Raw genomic sequence first — 17,969 nt, forward strand, 5'->3', positions numbered from 1 at the left:
GCCTTGACGGGCGCGTGACCGAAAAAAGGGAGGCTGGAATGGCCAGGACTTTTGGAATGGTGCTTGGACTTGGGCTTGCAGCGCTGACGATCACCGGCTGCACGACCAATGAGCGGACGCTGGCAGGCGCCGGCATCGGCGGCGCCGGCGGCGCGCTTGTCGGCAATGCGATCGGCGGCACCGATGGCGCGATCATCGGCGGCCTGGCAGGCGCCGGTGGCGGCGCGCTGATCGGCCGGGCCACCGCCCCGCGCGACGATCGCCGCTATGTCGACGATCGCCGTTACGACCGGCGCGACTATGACCGGCGCGACGATCGGTATTACCGCGACGACCGGTACTACCGGGACGGCCGTCGCTACTGATCCACGGGCCGCGTATCCGCTTTGATGGCGGATCAGCCTTGATGAAATCCTGATCCGTGCCGAAACGCGGAAATTACACCTATGGGGCGCCAGGCTGGGTAGGGCTGAAAGGAGCGAGGGCGCAGTCGCTGCGCCCTCCGATGGCAGGTTCCGCAGTTACTGCCGTCAGCCACGCTTCTCCACAGTTTCTATTTAACGCAGGCTGAAGTTTTAAAATTCATGAGCTTTAAGGGGTTGATTGCATAGCCTCAACGCAGGCTATTGTCAGTCTCTCACTATTTGTTACTTCTGGTTTCTCCCCGCTGCGACTGTCCGGGAAGGCCGATTGCTGTACCTGCACTGCGCCTCTATCGCCATGAGATGGGGAGGCGTCGGATGCGCATACACGTCATCATGTGCGAAAGAGGACGAGACTTTATGAAGCGTGAGGGACGCTTCATTGGTCGACCCGACCTGATCGATTCCCCAGACTTCAAGCAGGCCTACAAATGGCTCGCCGACCGCATGGAGGAACGGATCGGGCCTCCACCCGATGGCGTCCCGCGGTGGCCCGTCTGGGCTTGGCGGCGATGGCAGAAACGCCCGAAGCCCCGTATGGACGATAAGGGCTTCCGCCACTTGCGCGATCATGTCCTCGTCTCGCTCGAAGTTCCCGACGAAACGGTGGTACTGAGCGATTTTAACTCATGGCACGCGCCTCTGAACGATTGGTACCTGGCGGATGAGCGTGCGCGTGATCAAGGCATGGCGGAGGACGAAGCGTTCGAAGCCGATCTGACGGCTGCCGGAATAAGAATGTGCGATCGTCCCTATCCCGAACCATTCAGAAGCAGGGTTCGCAAGAGCTGGCAACGCATTTTCCATGTCGCGGGCAGCGATTATATTCAGGCGACCGCCTGGTTTTTCGATGAAAAGCACGTCGTTGACGAGAACTGGTTCGAGTATCGCTGATCTGCCGATGGCGGCGCATCGACTTGTCTTCGTAGCAAACTTGTAATTAGCATCCCCGTGACGACTGGTTTCATCGTTACGGGGGATGTTCGGCATGTGCAATCATTGCGTAATGGAGGGCGTGAAGCGGTCGATGCTGTCGCGCCGGGCGCTTCTGGGCGGCGCCCTCGTCGCCGGAGCCGCCGCGGCGATGCCGGGCGCATTCCTCCGGCCCGCCCTTGCCCAGGCCCAGGCGCAGGCCGGCCGCGTGGTGGACCTGACGCACACTTATGATTCCGACTTCCCCACCTTCGATGGCAAACCCGGCATCACCTATGAATGGGCGGTCAAGTTCGAGGACAGCGGCTATCAGCTGCACAAGCTGACGATCTTCGAGCATACCGGCACCCACATCGATGCGCCGCTGCACTTCAGCGCCGACGGCACCAGCGTCGATGAACTCGAGCCGCAAAGCCTGGTGGCACCTCTGGTCATCATCGACATCACCGACCGCGCCCGCGAAGAAGCAAACGCCACGGTGGAGGCGGCGGACATCGAAGCGTGGATCAGCGCGAATGGCGACCTGCCCGCAGGCGCGGTCGTGGCGCTGCGGTCCGGCTGGGCGGCGAAGGTCGGCCAGGCCGCCTTCCGTAACGACGAGGCCGGCGCATTCGCCTTTCCGGGTTTTGCCAAATCGGCAACGGATCTGCTTCTGGAGCATGACGTAGCAGCCATCGGCGTCGATACGCTGTCGCTCGATCCCGGCAACTCGGCCGACTTCGCGGTGCATAATTCCTGGTTGCCCGCCGGACGCTACGGCATCGAGGGGCTTGCCAATCTGGAAGAGCTGCCCGTCCTGGGAGCCACCATCGTGGTCGGCGCACCGAAGCACCGTGGGGGCACAGGCGGCCCTGCCCGCGTGCTGGCGCTGGTCTGATGGCGGCCGTTCCGCTTCTGGGCGACAGCGAGGCCGCCCCCGAAGCCCTCGCGGTGTTCGAGGAAATCCGCGCGCGGCGCGGCACGGACTATGTCAACAACTTCTGGCGCGCCCTGGCGCACGATCCGGCGGAGCTCCGCGGTGTCTGGGACAGCATCGACAGGGTGATGGCCGCCGGCGCCCTCGACCCGCTGACCAAGGAACTGATCTATATCGCCGTATCGACGGCCCATGGCTGCGGCTACTGCGTCCATTCGCATACCGCGGGCGCCAGGGCCAAGGGCCTGACGCCCCAGATGCACCGGGAGCTTCTGGCCGTCATCGCGCTGGCCAGCCGGACCAACGCCTTGGCGACGGCACTCGGGGTGCCGGTGGACGAGCGGTTCGACGCCGCGTCCGTTGACCGCCCCTAGACCCGCAAGGCGCGCTGCCGCCCGTAAAGCAGCAGGAGGGCGAGGAGCGTCAGCCCGAAGATGATCTGCCGCGCCCAGACATCGAGATTGAGGGTAATCAGCACGCTTTGAAGAAGCGTCAGTACGATGGCGCCCGCTACAGTGCCGATGTAGCCCCCGGTGCCGCCCGCCAGCGACGTGCCGCCGATGACGACGGCGATGATGGACGGCAGAACATACTGGTTGCCGACGCTGATGAAGCTGGTGCCGGTGTAGCCGATCACGAACAGGCCGGTCAGGCCGGCGAAAAACCCGGACAAGCCGTAGAGCAGGATGCGGACCGCCGGTACGGGAATGCCGGTCAGTGCCGCCGCGCGCTCGTTGGAGCCGATGGCATAGACCGAAAAGCCGAAGCGCGTCCGGCGCAGCATGAACAGCATGAGCACGGCGATGGCGGCCCAGACGAACAGGATGCCCGGAATGCCGAGAATAAGCGGCCTGTTCACGAAGGCGGACAGGGCCGGCGCGGCGCTGCCCGAAGGCACACCCTGCGAATAGACCACCAGCGCACCCTGTATGACGGCCGTCATGCCGAGCGTCATGACCAGCGGCGGAATGCGCAGCAGCGTTACGCCGCAGCCGTTGACGAGGCCGATCAGGAATGGCACGCCGGCCGCGACCAGAATGGCGAACGGTAGCGCGGCATTGCTTCCGTCCATGACGTTTCCGGCCAGAACGGCCCCAAGCGAGATCATCGCGCCGACGGACAGGTCTATCCCTTCCCGGCCCCCGAGGATGACGAGGTTCTGGCCTGCCGCGACGATGCCGAGGATCGCGGCGACGGTGAGCAGGCTGACGATCTGCGAACCGCGTGCGAAGCCGGGTGACAGGATCTCGCCGATGGCCAGAAGGCCGACGGCGGCACAAAGCGCCAGAAACAGCGGATCGGCCAGGATGCTGCGGGCGGAGCGGGTCATGCGGTGCGCCTCGTTACGACGACGCCACCGGCCAGCGCCAGAAGCACGATCAGCCCCTGCACGAGCGTCTGGTATTCGAAGGGCAGCCCGGCGAAGAAGATGACGTTGCCGATCAAGCCCAGCACGAGCGCGCCCAGGATGGAGCCTACCGCGCCGCCCTGCCCGCCCGATAGCGCGGTTCCGCCCAGCACCACCGCAGAGATCGCCGACAGCGCAAGCGCGCCGCCCAGGAGCGGATCGCCCGATGCGGTCTCGCCCGTCAGGCACAGGGCCGCGATTGCCGAGAACAGGCCGGACAGCGCATAGGCCAGGATTCGAAGACGCACCACCGACAGGCCGGTCTGGAAGGCGCCGGCGCGGTTGCCGCCCACGGCCAGCAGATGGGCATGGAAGACGCTGCGCGACAGGATGGCGACGCAGACCGCCGCGGCCGCTAGGATCAGAAGCACGGTCGGCACCCCCAGCACCGTGCCGGAATAGGCCATCCAGTAGGCGTCGGGCACCGGCAGACCGGCTTGCGGCAGCACCCAGATGGCGGCCCCCGCCAAGACGATGCCGGTTGCGAATGTGGTAACGATGGGCTGAAGCCGCAGCACGGAGACCAGCACACCATTGAGCAGCCCGACCAGAAGGCCGGTCGCAAGGCCGGCCGCCATGCCATAGGGAATGGCCTCCGATCCGTTGCCGAGCGCCGCGAAGACCGAAACGGTCACCACGTTGCTGAGTGCGACGATGCTGCCGACCGACAGGTCGATATCGCCGGCCAGGATGACATATGTCTGGCCGATGGCGACGAGGATCAGCGGAAGGAAGGTCGTCAGGTTGGATTGCAGGACGGCCGGCTGGACGAAGGACGGTTGCAGCGCCGTGTTGACCGCCGCCAGCAGCAGAAGGACCGCCAGCGTAATCAGCCAGGGGCGATGGTGAAGCAGCCGTCTCATGCCGCCTCCCCATAGGCGGCGCGCGTCAGGTCCAGCGCCGTCATGCGCGAGCCGGAAAGCTCGGTCACCACGCGGCCGCCGTTGAAGACGAGGCAGCGGTCCGTCTGGTCGAGCACTTCGGAATCCTCCGACGAATAGAACAGGATGGCCGCCCCTTCGTCGGCCAGGCGGCGCATCAGCGCGAACAGGTCCGCCTTGGCGCCGAGGTCGATGCCCTTGGTGGGGTCGTCCAGAAGCAGCAGGCGGGGTTTCGTGGCGAGCCACCGCGCGATGAAGATCTTTTGCTGGTTGCCGCCCGACAGCGAGCCAATGGGTGCGTCCAGGCTGGCATAACGCGTCCCTAGATCGCCGGCGGCGGCCTCGGCGCGCCTGCGCAACGCCTTCCGACGCGGCACCCACGCACCCTCTCGAGCCAGGATGCCGGCAACGGCATTCTCGAAGATGGACCGTCCATGCAGGGCGGCGTCGCGTCCACGATCCCCCGAGACATAGGCGATGCCCCGGCGCACGGCATCGCGTGGCCTGCGGATGGCCTCTTCCACGCCATCCAGCGCCACGGTCCCGCCGAGGGCGGGGTCCGCCCCGAACAGGCTGCGGAGCAAGGCCGATTGCCCCTGCCCCTGCAACCCGGCCAGGCCGACGACCTCGCCCGGCCAGACCTTCAGCGACACGTCGCGGAACCGGCCGGCCGACAGGGCATCCACCGCCAGCAGCGGCTGGCCCGAATGGGTTGCCGCATGAACAGGCCGCTGCGGCAGGACGACATCCCCCACCATATGGTGCACCACGGCGGCGCGATCGGTGGAGGCGACATCCAGCGCCGCCACGCTTTCTCCGTTTCGCATGACGGTGATGCGGTCGCAGACGGCGAAGACTTCGTCCAGCCGGTGCGAGATCATGATGGTGGAGACGCCTTCGCCGCGCTTTGCCCGCAATATGTCGAAAAGCCGTGCCGCCTGCCGTCCATCGAGGGCGGCGGTCGCTTCATCCATGATCATCAGCTTCGGCCGGGTGGCGAAAACCTTGAGGATTTCCACGACCTGCCGCTCGTCGGGGGACAGGTCGGCAACCGTTGCAGATGGGGTCAGGGAGGCGCCGACGACGCCGGCAAAAAGGCCGATCAGCCGATCCGCCTCGCGCCGCAGCGCTGCCCTGTCGACAAAGCCGAAGCGGCGGGGCTCGTGCCCCAGAAAGATGTTGCTCTCGACCGACAGCTGCGGAACGAGGCTCAGCTCCTGATAGAACAGCGACACGCCGGCGCGCTCGGCCTCGCGCGGCGAGGCGAAGGAGCGCTCCTGCCCGTCAATGCGAAGCGTTCCGCCGCTGGGGGCGAGCGCGCCTGCGATAACCTTGCAGAGCGTGCTCTTGCCGCAGCCATTGGCGCCGAGCAAAGCGTGGATCTCGCCGCGCTGGACGATGAGATCACCCTTGACCAGCGCCCTGACCGCGCCGAAGGATTTGGCGACGTGCGTCGCCTCCAGTATGGCCGCCATGAAAGCTCCCTGCCGCGACGGGATCGGGCCGGGGCGTGTCCCGGCCCGTGCGTCCTACTTGAAGAAGGCCTCGGCCTCTTCCGGCGTGACCGTCGCCGTGACCGACCAGTAGCCGGGCTTATCCTCGGCGGACTTCAGGTTTTCGGCAAGGTTGTCGTTATCGACGAAGGGGATCGGAATGTAGATGGCATTGGCGTTCGGGCCGCCGAAGATGCCATCCTTGAACTCCTTGCCCTGCAGGGCCAGAACCGCGACGTTGAGCGCGCTGGCCATGACGCCCGGAGGGTTGACCGACGCTGCCGAATTGAGCTTCTCGCTTTCCCAGCGGGTCATGAAATCCTTGCGGATTTCGCCCGTGGCCGCGATGGAATCCTTCTTGCCCGCGGCCTCGATCGCGCGCCATGCACCATCTGCCATCCCGTCCTGCACCCACACGCCCTGGATATCGGGATAGGTGGCAAGCAGGTTCTGCATCGTCTGCTGGCCCTGCGCCTGGTCCCAGTTGGCATTCGCCTCGTTCAGGACCTTGATATCGGGATGCTGTGCGAAGACCTCGCGATAGCCGGCAACGCGCGCTTCGTTGGCCGGGTTGCCGGCGATGCCGTTGATGGTGACGACATTGCCCTTGCCGCCCAGCGCCTCGGCCAGCCATTCGGCCGATTGCGCCGCCCACGCCTTCTGGTCGATCCCGACATAGATGGCGTCCTTGGATGCAACCTCGGCATCGGTTGCGATCACCAGTATGTCGCGGGCCTTGGCCTGCGCGAAGACCGGGCTGAAGGCCGTGGGGCTGCCCGGATTGATGATGATGGCGTCAACGCCCTGATTGATGAAATTGCGGATGTGGCCGATCTGGCCCTGCACGTCGACATCGCCGCTCTGCACGACGACCTCAACATCCACGCCCTTGTCCTTCCAGGCGGCTGCGGCGGCCTGCGCCTCTTCGATCATCTGGGTTCGCCATTCCGAACCCACGAAGCTGTTGGACAGCCCTATGCGGAATGTCTCCGCATGGGCCACACCTGCCATGAGCGCGCCGAACACGGCGGCGCCGACCAGTTTACCGAGCATGATTTCCTCCCGAGATCTCCCAACTCAGAATGGAAATGTAATCGATAACATCGGCCGATGCAATCAGCTCCGCATGGCTGCGGTGGACCCACGGACGACCAGTTCCACGGACAGGATCGTCTCGGCTTTCGCGTCCCGTCCGGCCAGGAGATCCAGCATCAGGCGCGCCGCGGCGGAGCCGATTTCCTCTCTTTGCTGGCGGATGGTCGTCAGGCCGGGCGTCACATGGGCGGCAAACTCGATATCGTCGAAGCCCACGACCGACAGGTCGTCCGGCACAGTAAGTCCCAGCCGCTGGAGCTCCGCGATGAAGCCGCAGGCCATCTCGTCATTGTCGCAGATCACGGCGGTCGGCCAATCGCGCATCGCCGCGATCCGGTGGGCCGCTGCCCGTCCGCTTTCCAGCGAAAAGTCGCCTGTCAGGCTCCATTGCGGATCGAGCGCAAGATCGTTCGCCGCCAGCCCCGCCTGCAGCCCTTCCGTGCGCGCCTGCGTCAGCCGGTTGTCGGGCGGCCCTTCCAGATGGCCGATATGGCGATGTCCGAGTTTCACCAGATGCTCCACCGCAAGGGATGCGCCACCGGTATTGTCGGCCCTGACGCTCGGCGCATGCAGCCCTTCGATCCACTCGCAGGCCTGCACCACGGGGGGCGCGGCCTCGGCAGTCAGGACGTCCGGGGGGATGGAGCCGTCCAGAACGATCAGTCCGTCGGTCCTGGATCGGCTGGCGAGGTCGAACAGCCTCCCCCTTTCGTCCGGCATGACGCGCGTATCGGCGATCAGGAGGTTCAAGCCCTCGGCCCGCAGCACCGCGCCGATACCGGCGAGAATGCGCGAGAAGAACGGGTTGGCGATGCTGGGCACCAGCGCCAGAACTCCGCCCGTACGGTTTTGCCGCAGGTTGCGCGCGGCAAGATTTACCGTGTAGCCCGACTCCCGGATCGCCCGTTCCACCGTAAGGCGGGTCGCCTCGGACACCAGCGCGGGGTTGGACAGGGTGCGACTGACGGTTGCCGTCGAAACGCCGGCCAGCCGGGCGACGTCCCGCACCCTCGGCGGCTTGCCTGCTTCGCCTGCCCTTGCCTTGCGCACCGTCATGCCCGCTCGCCCCGCCAAAAGCGCGTTAATGCCGAGTTTGCGCTGCTTGTAAAGCAAAACGCGCTGTGCAACCCTTTCATGCAATCGATTACAAAAGCCGCTGTCAATCCGGCTCGCTGCAGGGAGGTTGCAGATGAAGACGCTGAAAGGCCCCGGCCTGTTCCTGGCTCAATTCATCGGGGACGAGGCCCCCTTCGACACGCTCGATGGGCTCGCCGCCTGGGCGGCCGATTGCGGTTATATCGGCCTGCAGGTGCCAACGGGCGACATGCGGCTGATGGATGTCGGCCTGGCTGCCGGGTCGCGCGATTACGCGCAGGAGCTTGCCGGGGGGCTGGCCGCACACGGTACGGTCTTCACGGAGCTATCCGCGCATCTGCAGGGCCAGCTCGTTGCCGTGCATCCGGCCTATGATCTTCTGTTCGACGGGTTTGCCCCAGAGGCCCTGCGCGGCCGGCCGCAGGCGCGTCAGGAGTGGGCGGTGGACCAACTCAAGCAGACGCTTTCCGCTGCGGCCAACCTGGGCCTGCCGGCGATCGCGGCCTTTTCCGGGGCGCTGGCCTGGCCATATGTCTACCCTTGGCCGCAGCGCCCCGCCGGGCTGATCGAGACGGCCTTCGATGAACTGGCCAAGCGCTGGAGACCGATCCTCGACCACGCGGAGGATGTCGGCGTCGATATCTGCTTCGAGATTCACCCCGGAGAAGACCTGCATGATGGCGTCTCCTATGAGATGTTCCTCGAGCGGGTCGGCGGCCACCAGCGGGCCCGCATGCTTTACGATCCGTCCCACTATGTGCTGCAGGGGCTGGATTACCTGCAGAACATCGACATCTATCACGAGCGGATATCGATGTTTCACGTCAAGGATGCCGAGTTCAACCCGACCGGCCGGCAGGGCGTCTACGGCGGATATCAGCCCTGGATCGATCGCGCCGGCCGGTTCCGCAGCCCGGGCGACGGACAGGTGGACTTTACCTCCGTCTTCTCGAAGCTCGCGCAATACGATTTCGACGGCTGGGCGGTCGTCGAGTGGGAGTGCGCCCTCAAGCATCCGGAAGACGGTGCGCGCGAGGGCGCGGCCTTCGTGCGCGATCATATCATCCGCGTCACCGACCGTGCCTTCGACGACTTCGCCGCCGCCGGTACGGACGATGCGCGCAACCGGCAGATCCTCGGTCTCGGGAGGTGACATTGAACACGGATACGACCCCCATCCGCCTCGGCATGGTCGGCGGCGGCAGCGGCGCCTTCATCGGTGGCGTCCACCGCATGGCAGCCAGGCTCGACGGCCATTATACGCTGGTTGCCGGTGCGTTGTCGTCCACACCGGGGAAAGCGCGGGAAAGCGGCCTGGCGCTCGGACTTGCGCCCGACCGAACCTATGACGACTTCCGAAAAATGGCGCAGAGGGAAGCCCGGTTGAAGGACGGTATCGAGGCCGTCGCCATCGTGACGCCCAACCACATGCACCTGCCGGCCGCAACGGAATTTCTGAAGCGCGGCATCCACGTGATCTGCGACAAGCCGCTGACGGGAACGCTTGCCGAGGCGCGGCGCATGCGCGCCGCCGTGGAGCGCACAAACGCCGTGTTCGTGCTGACGCACAATTACTCGGCCTACCCGCTGATCCGTCAGGCGCGCCAGATGATCGCCGAGGGTGCCTTGGGCCGACTGCGCGTGGTGCAGGTGGAGTATGCCCAGAACTGGCTGACCGACAGCGTCGAGAGGACCGGGTCCAAGCAGGCCGAATGGCGCACCGACCCCGAGCGGGCCGGCCTGGGAGGGGCGCTCGGCGACATCGGCACGCATGCCTTTCACCTGGCGTCCTATGTTTCGGGGCTTACCATCGAGCGACTGGCGGCCGACCTCCATTCGTTCGGTGACGGCCGCGCGCTGGACGACAATGCCCATGTCCTCCTGCGGTACGAAGGCGGGGCGCGCGGCATGCTCTGGTGCAGCCAGGTGGCTCCGGGGCACGAGAATGGCTTGCGCCTGCGCCTCTTCGGCGACAAGGGCGGGCTCGACTGGCAGCAGGAGCAGCCGAACGTGCTGCGCCATACAAGGCATGGAGAGGCGACGCGCCTGATCACCCGCAACGGCGCGGGGTCCGATGCCGCGTCCGCTGCGGCGTCGCGGGTGCCGGCCGGGCACCCGGAGGGCTATATCGAGGCGTTCGCCAATATCTACTCGGACGCCGCGGCGCTGATCCGTGCAGCCCAGGGCAAGGGCGAAAAGCCGGCTGCGGCGCTGCCCGGCATCGAGGACGGCGTCGAAGGGGTCGCCTTCGTGGACGCCTGCGTGCGTTCCGCCCGGTCGAACGGCGCCTTCGTCGCGCTGCGCCGCTAATTCAGCCCTAGCCGCCCACCCCCCTCGGCATCGAAAAGATGAATGTCGCTGGGCGCGATGCGGATACCCACGCGATCGCCGGGCTGAAGTTCGACACGCTGCTGCGTCACTACCGTCCAGGATTGCTCCTTCGCCACCAGTCCGAGATGCGTCTCCGCCCCGGTGGGCTCCACGGAGACGACCTCCAGCGCATCGTCCCCATGCACCAGGGCCACCCTGTCCGGCCGCACGCCAAGAACCATGACCCCTTCCCCGGCGGGTACATCCACCGTGACGCCACCACCCGAAAAGACCCCGCCCCGTGCCTGTCCAAGAATGAAATTCATCGTTGGCGATCCGATGAAGCCCGCCACGAACAGGTTGGCCGGATTATCGTACAGCTCCAGCGGCGCGCCGACCTGCTCGATCCGCCCGTCGCGCATGACGACGATCCTGTCCGCCATCGTCATCGCCTCGACCTGGTCATGCGTCACATAGACCGTCGTGATGCCCAGGCGCCGATGCAGCGACTTGATTTCCGCGCGCATCGCGACACGCAGTTTGGCGTCAAGGTTCGACAGCGGCTCGTCGAAAAGGAACACGTCCGGCTCGCGGACGATGGCCCGCCCCATCGCCACGCGCTGGCGCTGCCCTCCGGACAATTGGGACGGGTATCGTTGGAGCAGGCTGTCGAGGCCGAGGATCGAGGCGGCATTCTCGACCTTGCGCTTGCGGGTCGCCTTGTCGTCTCCGGAGAGCATCAGGCCGAAGGCGAGGTTCTCTGCCACGGTCATATGCGGATACAGCGCATAGTTCTGGAAGACCATGGCGATGTTGCGCTCTTTCGGCGACAGGTCGTTAACGACCTCGCCGGCAATGAGCACCGCGCCGGCCGATATGTCCTCCAGGCCGGCAACCATTCGAAGGAGGGTCGACTTCCCGCAGCCGGACGGTCCAACCAGGGCTACGAACTCGCCATCGGCGATATCGACCGATATGCCGTGGACGACGGCGTGGCTGCCGTAGAGTTTCACGACATCCTGTAGTGAAAGACCGGCCATCAGCCTGTAACCTCCGCCTTCTTCAACGCGGCGTCCCATTGTGCGTAGGGACGACGGAAGGTGGGTAGCCGCTGACCGACCGGAGGAAACGCCTCGAACGGCTTGTGAGGCTCTGCCTGGTACCAAAAAGCGACGGAAGACAGATCGTCGGACCGGCGGTTGGCGTGGCCATGCTCTATCGTGGCTCGAAGGGATCGTTGGAAGATGACCGGATCCTCGATATGCCAGCGGTACAGGGTGACGGGCTCGGTCCAGTTCGGGCCCCCGGCGGATATGATGCCGTGATAGGGCGCCGCGTACTCCTGCGTGGGGCACCATGCGGTATTGAAGTAATCCTCCGTGCCTGTGCCGTGAAGCGTCGGCGGCCAGGCGTCGTTGGCGCCCCATGCCGACTCGGGCCTTGGCGATATCCGCGCGCCGGCCGTGCCGAGGCGCGGGTCCAGTCCACGCGGCGTGTCTTCCACGTCGAGCCCCGGTTCCCCGTCGATGAAGAACATGTCGTCCCCCTCACCATACCAGTCCCAGACCTCCGACCGCCGGCGGGAGTAGACCGAAAAGAGAACTCCGACGAAATGCCCATGGCCCTCGGCATCGAGGAAGGTGTAGTTGCCACTCCCGTCGCGGTTCTCGCCCGCAAACAGGACCTGCTCGTTCACCAGGCCCGTCTCGTCTATGCCAGCGGGCCGGGCCTGCCGGTACTGGGCATGGAAGCGGGCCATGTCCGGGCCGATCGTGTCGTGCAGCTCGAGGTCGATATAGTAGTAGAACAGGGCGACGTGCTCGGCCTCGTTCGTGATCTCGAACCGCATGCCGCTGCCGAAGGGCATCGGGAAATAGCAATTGAATGCCTTGCCGTCCTCCGGGCTGGCCTGCATGGGCAGGCTTGCATAGTTCTTCGTACGCGCGTGCCCCATACCGAAGAAGTCGCCGATGGGCACCTCGATCGACGGTTCGCCCTCGCCATCCCACCACGCGCGCAGCACGATCTTGCGCAGGTAGCTTTCGCTCTCGCATGCGATGGTGACCCAGATATGGGTGATGATGCCCGCGCCTGCGTAGTCGGCGATGACCTGGGTCTCGCCGGGCCGGACGTGAAGCCGGTCGTCGTTGCCACCGGTACGGTCATAACTTGAGAAACGGCGGGTCCTGGCGTGGCGCAGCTTTGCCAGGCCCCTTAGGGGCGATAAGCCTGTCTCGGTCATCAGGGTCTCCTGAAAGGCATGGTCGTTACTTGAGACCGCTCGTCTTCATCGAATCCATGATCTGCCGCTGGAAGATCAGGAAGAGCACCAGCGTCGGGATGGCGACGATGGTCGAGCCGGCCATGATGTAGGTCCATGAAGCCGTGTACTGGCTCATGAAGTTGGCGATTCCCACCTGGACGACCCACAGGTCCGGGTCCGAAGCCACCGTCAGCGGCCACAGGAAGGAATTCCAGTTCGCCAGGAAGAAGAGGATGGCCAGCGCCGACAGGATCGGCTTCGAGAGCGGCAGGATGAGCGAACGATAAATCCGCCAGTACCCGGCGCCGTCGACCAGCGCCGCTTCCTCGATCTCGCGGGGGATCGACAGGTAGTACTGCCGCAACAGGAAGATGCCGAAGGCATTGAAGATCGCCGGGACGATCAGGCCGGCATAGCTGTTGAGCATTCCCATGGCTCGCACGATCACGAAGAGCGGCACGATGATGACCGGAAGCGACACGAGCAACGTCGAGAAGATGCCGAGGAAGATGGCCTCGCGACCAGGAAAGCGAAGGCGCGCCAGGGCGTAGCCTGCCATCGAGTGAAAGACCAGTGCGGCCACGGTAACGGTGATCGACACGATCAAGCTGTTGGCCATGTACAACCAGAAGGGAACTTCGGTCAGGACATAGACGAAGTTGGCGACGGTCGGCATATGCGGCAACAGGTTGGACGAGAATGCCTCCGCATCCGACTTGAAGGCGATGGACAGCATCCAGAACAAGGGAAAGAGCGTCAGCACCGCCAGCATTGCGGCGACGGCTGTCCAGGCCATGCGAACCAGTGTGACCTGGGATGCCGATACCAAGCGGGGCCGACGCGCGGTCGGCATATCAAATGGATCAGCCATAGTTGAAGCGCCCCCCGCGCGTCATGACGAAGAACAGGCAGGTCAATCCCATCAGGCCAAGCACCAGGGTCGACGCCATGGCGGCTGCATAGCCGAAGGCGCCGAAGCCGAAAGCCTGCTGGTAGATGTAGATGACAAGGACGGAGGTTGCGTTGGCGGGGCCTCCATGAGTCATTACCCAGATAACGTCGAAGGTCTGCGTGCCAGCGGTTGCCAGAACGACCGATATGAGGACGACGAAGAAGCTGGTCGGGCGAAGCAGCGGCAGCGTCACGTACCAGAACCGTGTCAGCGGCCCTGCCCCATCCACCTTTGCGGCGTCGTAGTATTCCTTGGGGATGTCCTGCAGGCCACCGAGGAAGATGAGCATGTAGTAGCCCATCATGAACCAGACAGTCACGGCGACCACCGTGTAGAGCGCGAAACGCGGATCGCCCAAAAGGGAAATACCGGCTACGCCGAACCATGCAGCCATGCGCGTCGCGATTCCGATCTTGTCGACGACCATGAACTGCCAGACGAGCGCCACGACCACCAGGCTCACCATATGTGGGGCGAAAAACATCGCGCGCAGCACGGCGTTGATCTTTGTGGTCTTCTGCACCAAGAGCGCCAGTCCGAGGCCGCTGGCGTAAAGCAGCGGCACCAGCAGAACGGCATAGAGCAGCGTCAGCCGAACCGCGTTCCAGAACAGCGGGTCGAGCCACATGCGCCGATAATTGGCCAGCCCGACGAAGGCATATGCCCCGAACCCGTCAACGTCGAAGAACCCCAGCACAAGCGCAAGGCCCATCGGTATGCCGAGAAAGAGTAGCAACCCCACGGCATCGGGCATGACGAACAGGTATCCAGCGATCCATTCGCGGTGCCTGGCGGAAAGCCGGGCGCGCGGCGCCCGGCGGGCCTTCGCCACGCCGCCGCCTGATGATACGTTGCTCATGGCAGATCCTCAAACGATCGGCGCGCCTGAATAGGATGCCAGGAAGGCGTCCAGTTGCGCCGAGGCATTGGCGGCTACGGTCGCCGGGTCAGCCCCCGCCAGCTGCGCCTGCTGGATCGCGTCGGAAATGATCTTGTAGGCTTGCGGCGGCACGCGCGGCTCTGCCCTCGTACCGGGGTAGATCTCACGCGAGAAGGTTCCAAAGATGCCGTCCTCGAATGTGGCCCGCCCGGCTTCCAGTGCCGTGTTGCGCGGCGGCATGTCGGATTTGCCCTTGGTGCACCACTGCACGACGCGGTCGATGGACCCGCCATCCATCGACGCGAGCGCCCAGGCGCAGAACTCGGCGGCGACCTCCGGGTTCTTGCCGCGCGCATTGGCGGCGAATGCCCATCCGCCCCCGACCGTCACGTAACTACCATTGGCGGGGGTCGGCAACCGGAAGACTCCGAAGCGAAAGTCCGGCGCCTTCGCCCTGAGCTGCGATATGCCCCAGATGCCGACATTCTGGATCGCGCAATAGCCTGAAGCCAGGTTGGCTATGGTGTCGTTCGCGCCGTTGCCGAGTGCCTGTCGGGGTGAGGCGCCACTGGCGACGGCGTCCTGCCACAGCTTTAACGCCTGCACGGTCGCAGGGGAATCAAACGTGCTTTTTCCATCGCGCTGGATATCGCCGCCGCCCTGCCAGAGAAAAGGATACCATGTGAAGTTCTGGTAGTAGCCCGGCTGCGTCTGGAACAGCAGCCCGTAGCGGTCGGCGGTCGTCAGCCGTTTGCCGATGTCGAGCAGTTCGTACCATGTTTTCGGCACGTCGGCCTCGTTCAGGCCTGCCTCCTCGAAGGCCTGTACGCTGTAGTACATGGCCATGGGCTCGACCTCCATCGGGACGGCATAGACCTTGCCATCGACCATTCGCGAGGCGACCACATTGTCCGGGAAGTCGGCCAGGGCATCCGGCGCGATCGCCGGCGACAGATCCTGCAGGATGCCGCCATTGTAGTATCGCAGGAACTCCCCCGGCGAGAGGAGGAAAAGGTCCGGCCCGTCGCCGGACGCGAAGGACGTCGTCAGCCTTGTGCCGTTGATGTAGTCCTTGTTCGGAACGTACTCGAGCTCGATCTTCTGGTCGTGGCTGTCGTTCCAGTCGGCGATGGTGCGCTCGAACCATTCCACCTGCGATGGCACCGGACCGCCCGCGGCGTAGAATTGCCAGAACGTCAGCGGGGCGCCCGAGGCGCGCGCCACCCTGTTGACGAACGGAAACCCCGATATCGTGGCACTCGCCAGCGCAGCACCACCGGCCGCAAGCACCGTGCGGCGCGATACGCCGCGCCTTATCGTCGAACCGACCTTGTGATCCCGCATCGTTTCCTCCCGATGTTTGTCTGGTTATCCGTCTCGGCGGCTCCCTCCGCGCGAAACGCAGTCTTAGGCACTATCGAAAACCTTGAGCGTACAGGCGAGCGCCTCGCGTCGCGGCGGCCCATCGAAACCGGCCATCCTGTCCAGCAGCATCGCCGAGGCCCGCTCAGCTATGAGGCTCGGGGACACGCCCACCCGCGTCAGGCGCGGCCGGGCATAATCCAGTTGCGGCTGATCGCCGAAGATCGCGAAGGAGATGTCGCGTGGAATTGCGATGCCGCGGTCATGGAGGGCCGCCGACGCACCCATGGCCATCAGGTGATTGGCCACGAATATCGCAGTCGGCATCGCATCCGAATGGTTTGCAAGCAACCAGTCGATCGCATCGGCCCCGGACGGCGCCAGATACGTGCCTTCGTACCGCAGTATGGAACGGCAGTCGGCCCCTCCGGCGCGAAGGCCGCTTTCGAAACCTTCGGCCCGCGCCATCGCTTCGGCGAATTCCGCGGGCCCGGTGATATGCGCCACACGCCGGTGCCCGGCGCGCGCCAGATACAATCCCATCTGATGGCCGCCGTCGCGGTCGTCGATCGCGACACTGTCCACCGCGTTGTTCGGCAGGTCGCCGACGAACACGGTCGGCATGTCGAGATCGAACAAGGCGTCATGCATGCCGTGCAACGAAAAATCCCCGATGATCAGCCCATCGACACGGCGGTTGCGAAGCTGCCGCAGGTAGTCGCGCACATGTTCCTGCGAATGCCCCCCCGGCACGTCGGCGTTGAAGATTAGAAGGTCCAGGCCGGCCGCCTCGAACTCGATCTGCGCCGTGCGCACGAGTTCCGGATAGAAGGGGTTCCGTATATCGGGGATGAACATGGCGACAAGGTTCGTTCGACCGGTACGAAGGCTTTGCGCCTGCGGATTGGGTACGTAGCCCAACTGCGCTATGGCTGCCTCTACCCGCTCGCGCAGGGGTAGCGACACCCGATCGGCATGGTTGATCACGTGCGAGACCGTGGTCCGTGATACACCCGCCAGCTCTGCAACCTTCGATATCGTCGTCATAACCCACTATGACGTGTAAAAAATCGATTTGCAAATCGATTTGCAAAAATTCTTCTGACGATGTCACCGCCTGGGACGGTACTTCAGCCGAGACCTTGAAGGTGGGCGAATGACCTATACAGTCAGCGCCGGCGCACTGCGGGTGCAAGGATTTCGGGAGGAAAATGGAATGGCTGAATCTCTGGACGGCAAGATCGCGGTCATAACAGGGGCGGCATCGGGCATCGGCCTGGCAACGACAGAAGCGCTGCTGGAGCGCGGCGCGCGCGTGGTGATGGTGGACCGCAACGCGGAAAGCCTTCACGAGCTGGCCGGGCGGCTCGGGGGTGATGCGATCCCGCAGGTGACGGACCTGCTCGATGCGGCGAGCTGCAACGCCATGGTGCCGGAAATTCTCGCCAGGGTGCCGCAGATCGACATTCTCTACTGCAATGCCGGCACCTATATCGGCGGCGACCTCACCGAGACGACCTCCGATGCGATCGACAGGATGTTGAACCTCAACATCAATGCGGTGATGAAGAACGTGCACGACGTTGCGCCGCATATGATCGGGCGCAAGACCGGCGATATCGTCGTCACGTCCTCCGTCGCGGGGCACTATCCCACCTGGTGGGAGCCGGTCTACGCATCGTCCAAATGGGCCATGACCTGCTTCGTGCAGACGATGCGCAGGCAGATGATTCCGCACGGTATCCGCGTCGGCCAGGTATCGCCGGGGCCGGTCGTGTCCGCCCTTCTGGCCGACTGGCCGGAGGAAAACCTGCGCAAGGCCAAGGAATCCGGCAGCCTGATCGACCCGTCCGAGGTGGCCGACGCAGTCGTCTACATGCTGACGCGCAAGCGCACCGTGACCATCCGCGACATCCTCGTGCTGCCGACCAATTTCGACCGGGTATAAGCGACGCCGGG

The 17,969-nt window shown here is 64.8% G+C and carries 18 protein-coding genes; 7 read left to right on the forward strand and 11 right to left on the reverse strand.

Annotation, left to right across the window (positions count from 1 at the left end; translation table 11 throughout):
* Positions 1 to 38 precede the first annotated feature (38 nt).
* From IGS74_RS20305 to IGS74_RS14220, 4 genes are all read left to right on the forward strand, one after another.
* The gene (locus tag IGS74_RS20305) at positions 39 to 365 is read left to right on the forward strand and encodes a hypothetical protein (protein ID WP_192386986.1); all 327 of its coding nucleotides are present in this window, start codon (positions 39 to 41) and stop codon (positions 363 to 365) included.
* Between the two features lie 417 nt (positions 366 to 782).
* Positions 783 to 1,316 (forward strand): DUF3841 domain-containing protein, encoded by a 534-nt coding sequence (locus IGS74_RS14210; protein ID WP_192386988.1) that lies wholly within the window; start codon positions 783 to 785, stop codon positions 1,314 to 1,316.
* Positions 1,317 to 1,410: 94 nt separating this feature from the next.
* Positions 1,411 to 2,232, forward strand: a complete 822-nt coding sequence (locus tag IGS74_RS14215) for a cyclase family protein (protein ID WP_192386990.1) — start codon at positions 1,411 to 1,413, stop codon at positions 2,230 to 2,232.
* Positions 2,232 to 2,645 (forward strand): carboxymuconolactone decarboxylase family protein, encoded by a 414-nt coding sequence (locus IGS74_RS14220; RefSeq protein WP_192386992.1) that lies wholly within the window; start codon positions 2,232 to 2,234, stop codon positions 2,643 to 2,645. The genes IGS74_RS14215 and IGS74_RS14220 overlap by 1 nt, the downstream gene beginning before the upstream one ends.
* On the opposite strand, the gene IGS74_RS14225 is transcribed toward IGS74_RS14220, so the two are convergent.
* The 5 genes from IGS74_RS14225 to IGS74_RS14245 form a co-directional block, all read right to left on the reverse strand.
* The gene (locus IGS74_RS14225; protein WP_192386994.1) at positions 2,642 to 3,601 is read right to left on the reverse strand and encodes an ABC transporter permease; all 960 of its coding nucleotides are present in this window, start codon (positions 3,599 to 3,601) and stop codon (positions 2,642 to 2,644) included. The genes IGS74_RS14220 and IGS74_RS14225 overlap by 4 nt on opposite strands.
* On the reverse strand, positions 3,598 to 4,542 hold the full coding sequence (locus tag IGS74_RS14230; RefSeq protein ID WP_192386996.1) for an ABC transporter permease: 945 nt from the start codon (positions 4,540 to 4,542) through the stop codon (positions 3,598 to 3,600). Before IGS74_RS14230 ends, IGS74_RS14225 begins: the two co-directional genes overlap by 4 nt.
* Positions 4,539 to 6,035 (reverse strand): sugar ABC transporter ATP-binding protein, encoded by a 1,497-nt coding sequence (locus IGS74_RS14235; protein ID WP_192386998.1) that lies wholly within the window; start codon positions 6,033 to 6,035, stop codon positions 4,539 to 4,541. The genes IGS74_RS14230 and IGS74_RS14235 overlap by 4 nt, the downstream gene beginning before the upstream one ends.
* A gap of 54 nt (positions 6,036 to 6,089) precedes the next feature.
* Positions 6,090 to 7,064, reverse strand: coding sequence for a substrate-binding domain-containing protein (locus IGS74_RS14240; RefSeq protein WP_246723155.1), 975 nt, complete (start codon positions 7,062 to 7,064; stop codon positions 6,090 to 6,092).
* Between the two features lie 105 nt (positions 7,065 to 7,169).
* Positions 7,170 to 8,204 (reverse strand): LacI family DNA-binding transcriptional regulator, encoded by a 1,035-nt coding sequence (locus tag IGS74_RS14245; RefSeq protein WP_192387002.1) that lies wholly within the window; start codon positions 8,202 to 8,204, stop codon positions 7,170 to 7,172.
* Between the two features lie 133 nt (positions 8,205 to 8,337).
* On the opposite strand from IGS74_RS14245, the gene IGS74_RS14250 reads away from it, so the two are divergent.
* Together IGS74_RS14250 and IGS74_RS14255 are read left to right on the forward strand one after the other, a co-directional pair.
* Positions 8,338 to 9,396 carry a sugar phosphate isomerase/epimerase gene (locus tag IGS74_RS14250; protein WP_192387004.1) on the forward strand — a complete coding sequence of 353 codons (1,059 nt, stop codon included), beginning with the start codon at positions 8,338 to 8,340 and terminating at the stop codon, positions 9,394 to 9,396.
* A 35-nt stretch (positions 9,397 to 9,431) separates the two neighbouring features.
* Positions 9,432 to 10,553 (forward strand): Gfo/Idh/MocA family oxidoreductase, encoded by a 1,122-nt coding sequence (locus IGS74_RS14255; protein WP_192391811.1) that lies wholly within the window; start codon positions 9,432 to 9,434, stop codon positions 10,551 to 10,553.
* On the opposite strand, the gene ugpC is transcribed toward IGS74_RS14255, so the two are convergent.
* From ugpC to IGS74_RS14285, 6 genes are all read right to left on the reverse strand, one after another.
* A complete protein-coding gene (gene ugpC / locus IGS74_RS14260) occupies positions 10,550 to 11,593 on the reverse strand; it encodes a sn-glycerol-3-phosphate ABC transporter ATP-binding protein UgpC (RefSeq protein WP_192387006.1) in 1,044 nt (347 codons plus the stop codon). The genes IGS74_RS14255 and ugpC overlap by 4 nt on opposite strands.
* Positions 11,593 to 12,795 (reverse strand): glycoside hydrolase family 172 protein, encoded by a 1,203-nt coding sequence (locus IGS74_RS14265; protein WP_192387008.1) that lies wholly within the window; start codon positions 12,793 to 12,795, stop codon positions 11,593 to 11,595. Before IGS74_RS14265 ends, ugpC begins: the two co-directional genes overlap by 1 nt.
* 25 nt (positions 12,796 to 12,820) lie before the next feature.
* The gene (locus tag IGS74_RS14270; RefSeq protein WP_246722569.1) at positions 12,821 to 13,612 is read right to left on the reverse strand and encodes a carbohydrate ABC transporter permease; all 792 of its coding nucleotides are present in this window, start codon (positions 13,610 to 13,612) and stop codon (positions 12,821 to 12,823) included.
* Positions 13,613 to 13,679: 67 nt separating this feature from the next.
* Positions 13,680 to 14,627, reverse strand: coding sequence for a sugar ABC transporter permease (locus IGS74_RS14275; RefSeq protein WP_192387010.1), 948 nt, complete (start codon positions 14,625 to 14,627; stop codon positions 13,680 to 13,682).
* 9 nt (positions 14,628 to 14,636) lie between these two features.
* Positions 14,637 to 15,992 carry a sugar ABC transporter substrate-binding protein gene (locus tag IGS74_RS14280; RefSeq protein WP_192387012.1) on the reverse strand — a complete coding sequence of 452 codons (1,356 nt, stop codon included), beginning with the start codon at positions 15,990 to 15,992 and terminating at the stop codon, positions 14,637 to 14,639.
* A gap of 63 nt (positions 15,993 to 16,055) precedes the next feature.
* On the reverse strand, positions 16,056 to 17,057 hold the full coding sequence (locus IGS74_RS14285; RefSeq protein ID WP_192387014.1) for a LacI family DNA-binding transcriptional regulator: 1,002 nt from the start codon (positions 17,055 to 17,057) through the stop codon (positions 16,056 to 16,058).
* A gap of 169 nt (positions 17,058 to 17,226) precedes the next feature.
* On the opposite strand from IGS74_RS14285, the gene IGS74_RS14290 reads away from it, so the two are divergent.
* Positions 17,227 to 17,958: an SDR family oxidoreductase gene (locus tag IGS74_RS14290; RefSeq protein ID WP_192387016.1), complete on the forward strand. Its 732-nt coding sequence runs from the start codon at positions 17,227 to 17,229 to the stop codon at positions 17,956 to 17,958.
* Positions 17,959 to 17,969: the final 11 nt, after the last annotated feature.

The sequence above is a fragment of the Aureimonas sp. OT7 genome, from assembly GCF_014844055.1.
GTDB classification, from domain to species: domain Bacteria; phylum Pseudomonadota; class Alphaproteobacteria; order Rhizobiales; family Rhizobiaceae; genus Aureimonas; species Aureimonas altamirensis_A.

What these genes read in the sequence shown, in the direction of transcription:
- IGS74_RS20305 (WP_192386986.1), top strand. Translation starts at nt 39, where the DNA reads ATGGCCAGGACTTTTGGAATGGTGCTTGGACTTGGGCTTGCAGCGCTG.
- IGS74_RS14210 (WP_192386988.1), top strand. Translation starts at nt 783, where the DNA reads ATGAAGCGTGAGGGACGCTTCATTGGTCGACCCGACCTGATCGATTCC.
- IGS74_RS14215 (WP_192386990.1), top strand. Translation starts at nt 1,411, where the DNA reads ATGTGCAATCATTGCGTAATGGAGGGCGTGAAGCGGTCGATGCTGTCG.
- IGS74_RS14220 (WP_192386992.1), top strand. Translation starts at nt 2,232, where the DNA reads ATGGCGGCCGTTCCGCTTCTGGGCGACAGCGAGGCCGCCCCCGAAGCC.
- IGS74_RS14225 (WP_192386994.1), bottom strand. Translation starts at nt 3,601, where the DNA reads ATGACCCGCTCCGCCCGCAGCATCCTGGCCGATCCGCTGTTTCTGGCG.
- IGS74_RS14230 (WP_192386996.1), bottom strand. Translation starts at nt 4,542, where the DNA reads ATGAGACGGCTGCTTCACCATCGCCCCTGGCTGATTACGCTGGCGGTC.
- IGS74_RS14235 (WP_192386998.1), bottom strand. Translation starts at nt 6,035, where the DNA reads ATGGCGGCCATACTGGAGGCGACGCACGTCGCCAAATCCTTCGGCGCG.
- IGS74_RS14240 (WP_246723155.1), bottom strand. Translation starts at nt 7,064, where the DNA reads ATGGCAGGTGTGGCCCATGCGGAGACATTCCGCATAGGGCTGTCCAAC.
- IGS74_RS14245 (WP_192387002.1), bottom strand. Translation starts at nt 8,204, where the DNA reads ATGACGGTGCGCAAGGCAAGGGCAGGCGAAGCAGGCAAGCCGCCGAGG.
- IGS74_RS14250 (WP_192387004.1), top strand. Translation starts at nt 8,338, where the DNA reads ATGAAGACGCTGAAAGGCCCCGGCCTGTTCCTGGCTCAATTCATCGGG.
- IGS74_RS14255 (WP_192391811.1), top strand. Translation starts at nt 9,432, where the DNA reads ATGGTCGGCGGCGGCAGCGGCGCCTTCATCGGTGGCGTCCACCGCATG.
- ugpC (WP_192387006.1), bottom strand. Translation starts at nt 11,593, where the DNA reads ATGGCCGGTCTTTCACTACAGGATGTCGTGAAACTCTACGGCAGCCAC.
- IGS74_RS14265 (WP_192387008.1), bottom strand. Translation starts at nt 12,795, where the DNA reads ATGACCGAGACAGGCTTATCGCCCCTAAGGGGCCTGGCAAAGCTGCGC.
- IGS74_RS14270 (WP_246722569.1), bottom strand. Translation starts at nt 13,612, where the DNA reads ATGGCCTGGACAGCCGTCGCCGCAATGCTGGCGGTGCTGACGCTCTTT.
- IGS74_RS14275 (WP_192387010.1), bottom strand. Translation starts at nt 14,627, where the DNA reads ATGAGCAACGTATCATCAGGCGGCGGCGTGGCGAAGGCCCGCCGGGCG.
- IGS74_RS14280 (WP_192387012.1), bottom strand. Translation starts at nt 15,992, where the DNA reads ATGCGGGATCACAAGGTCGGTTCGACGATAAGGCGCGGCGTATCGCGC.
- IGS74_RS14285 (WP_192387014.1), bottom strand. Translation starts at nt 17,057, where the DNA reads ATGACGACGATATCGAAGGTTGCAGAGCTGGCGGGTGTATCACGGACC.
- IGS74_RS14290 (WP_192387016.1), top strand. Translation starts at nt 17,227, where the DNA reads ATGGCTGAATCTCTGGACGGCAAGATCGCGGTCATAACAGGGGCGGCA.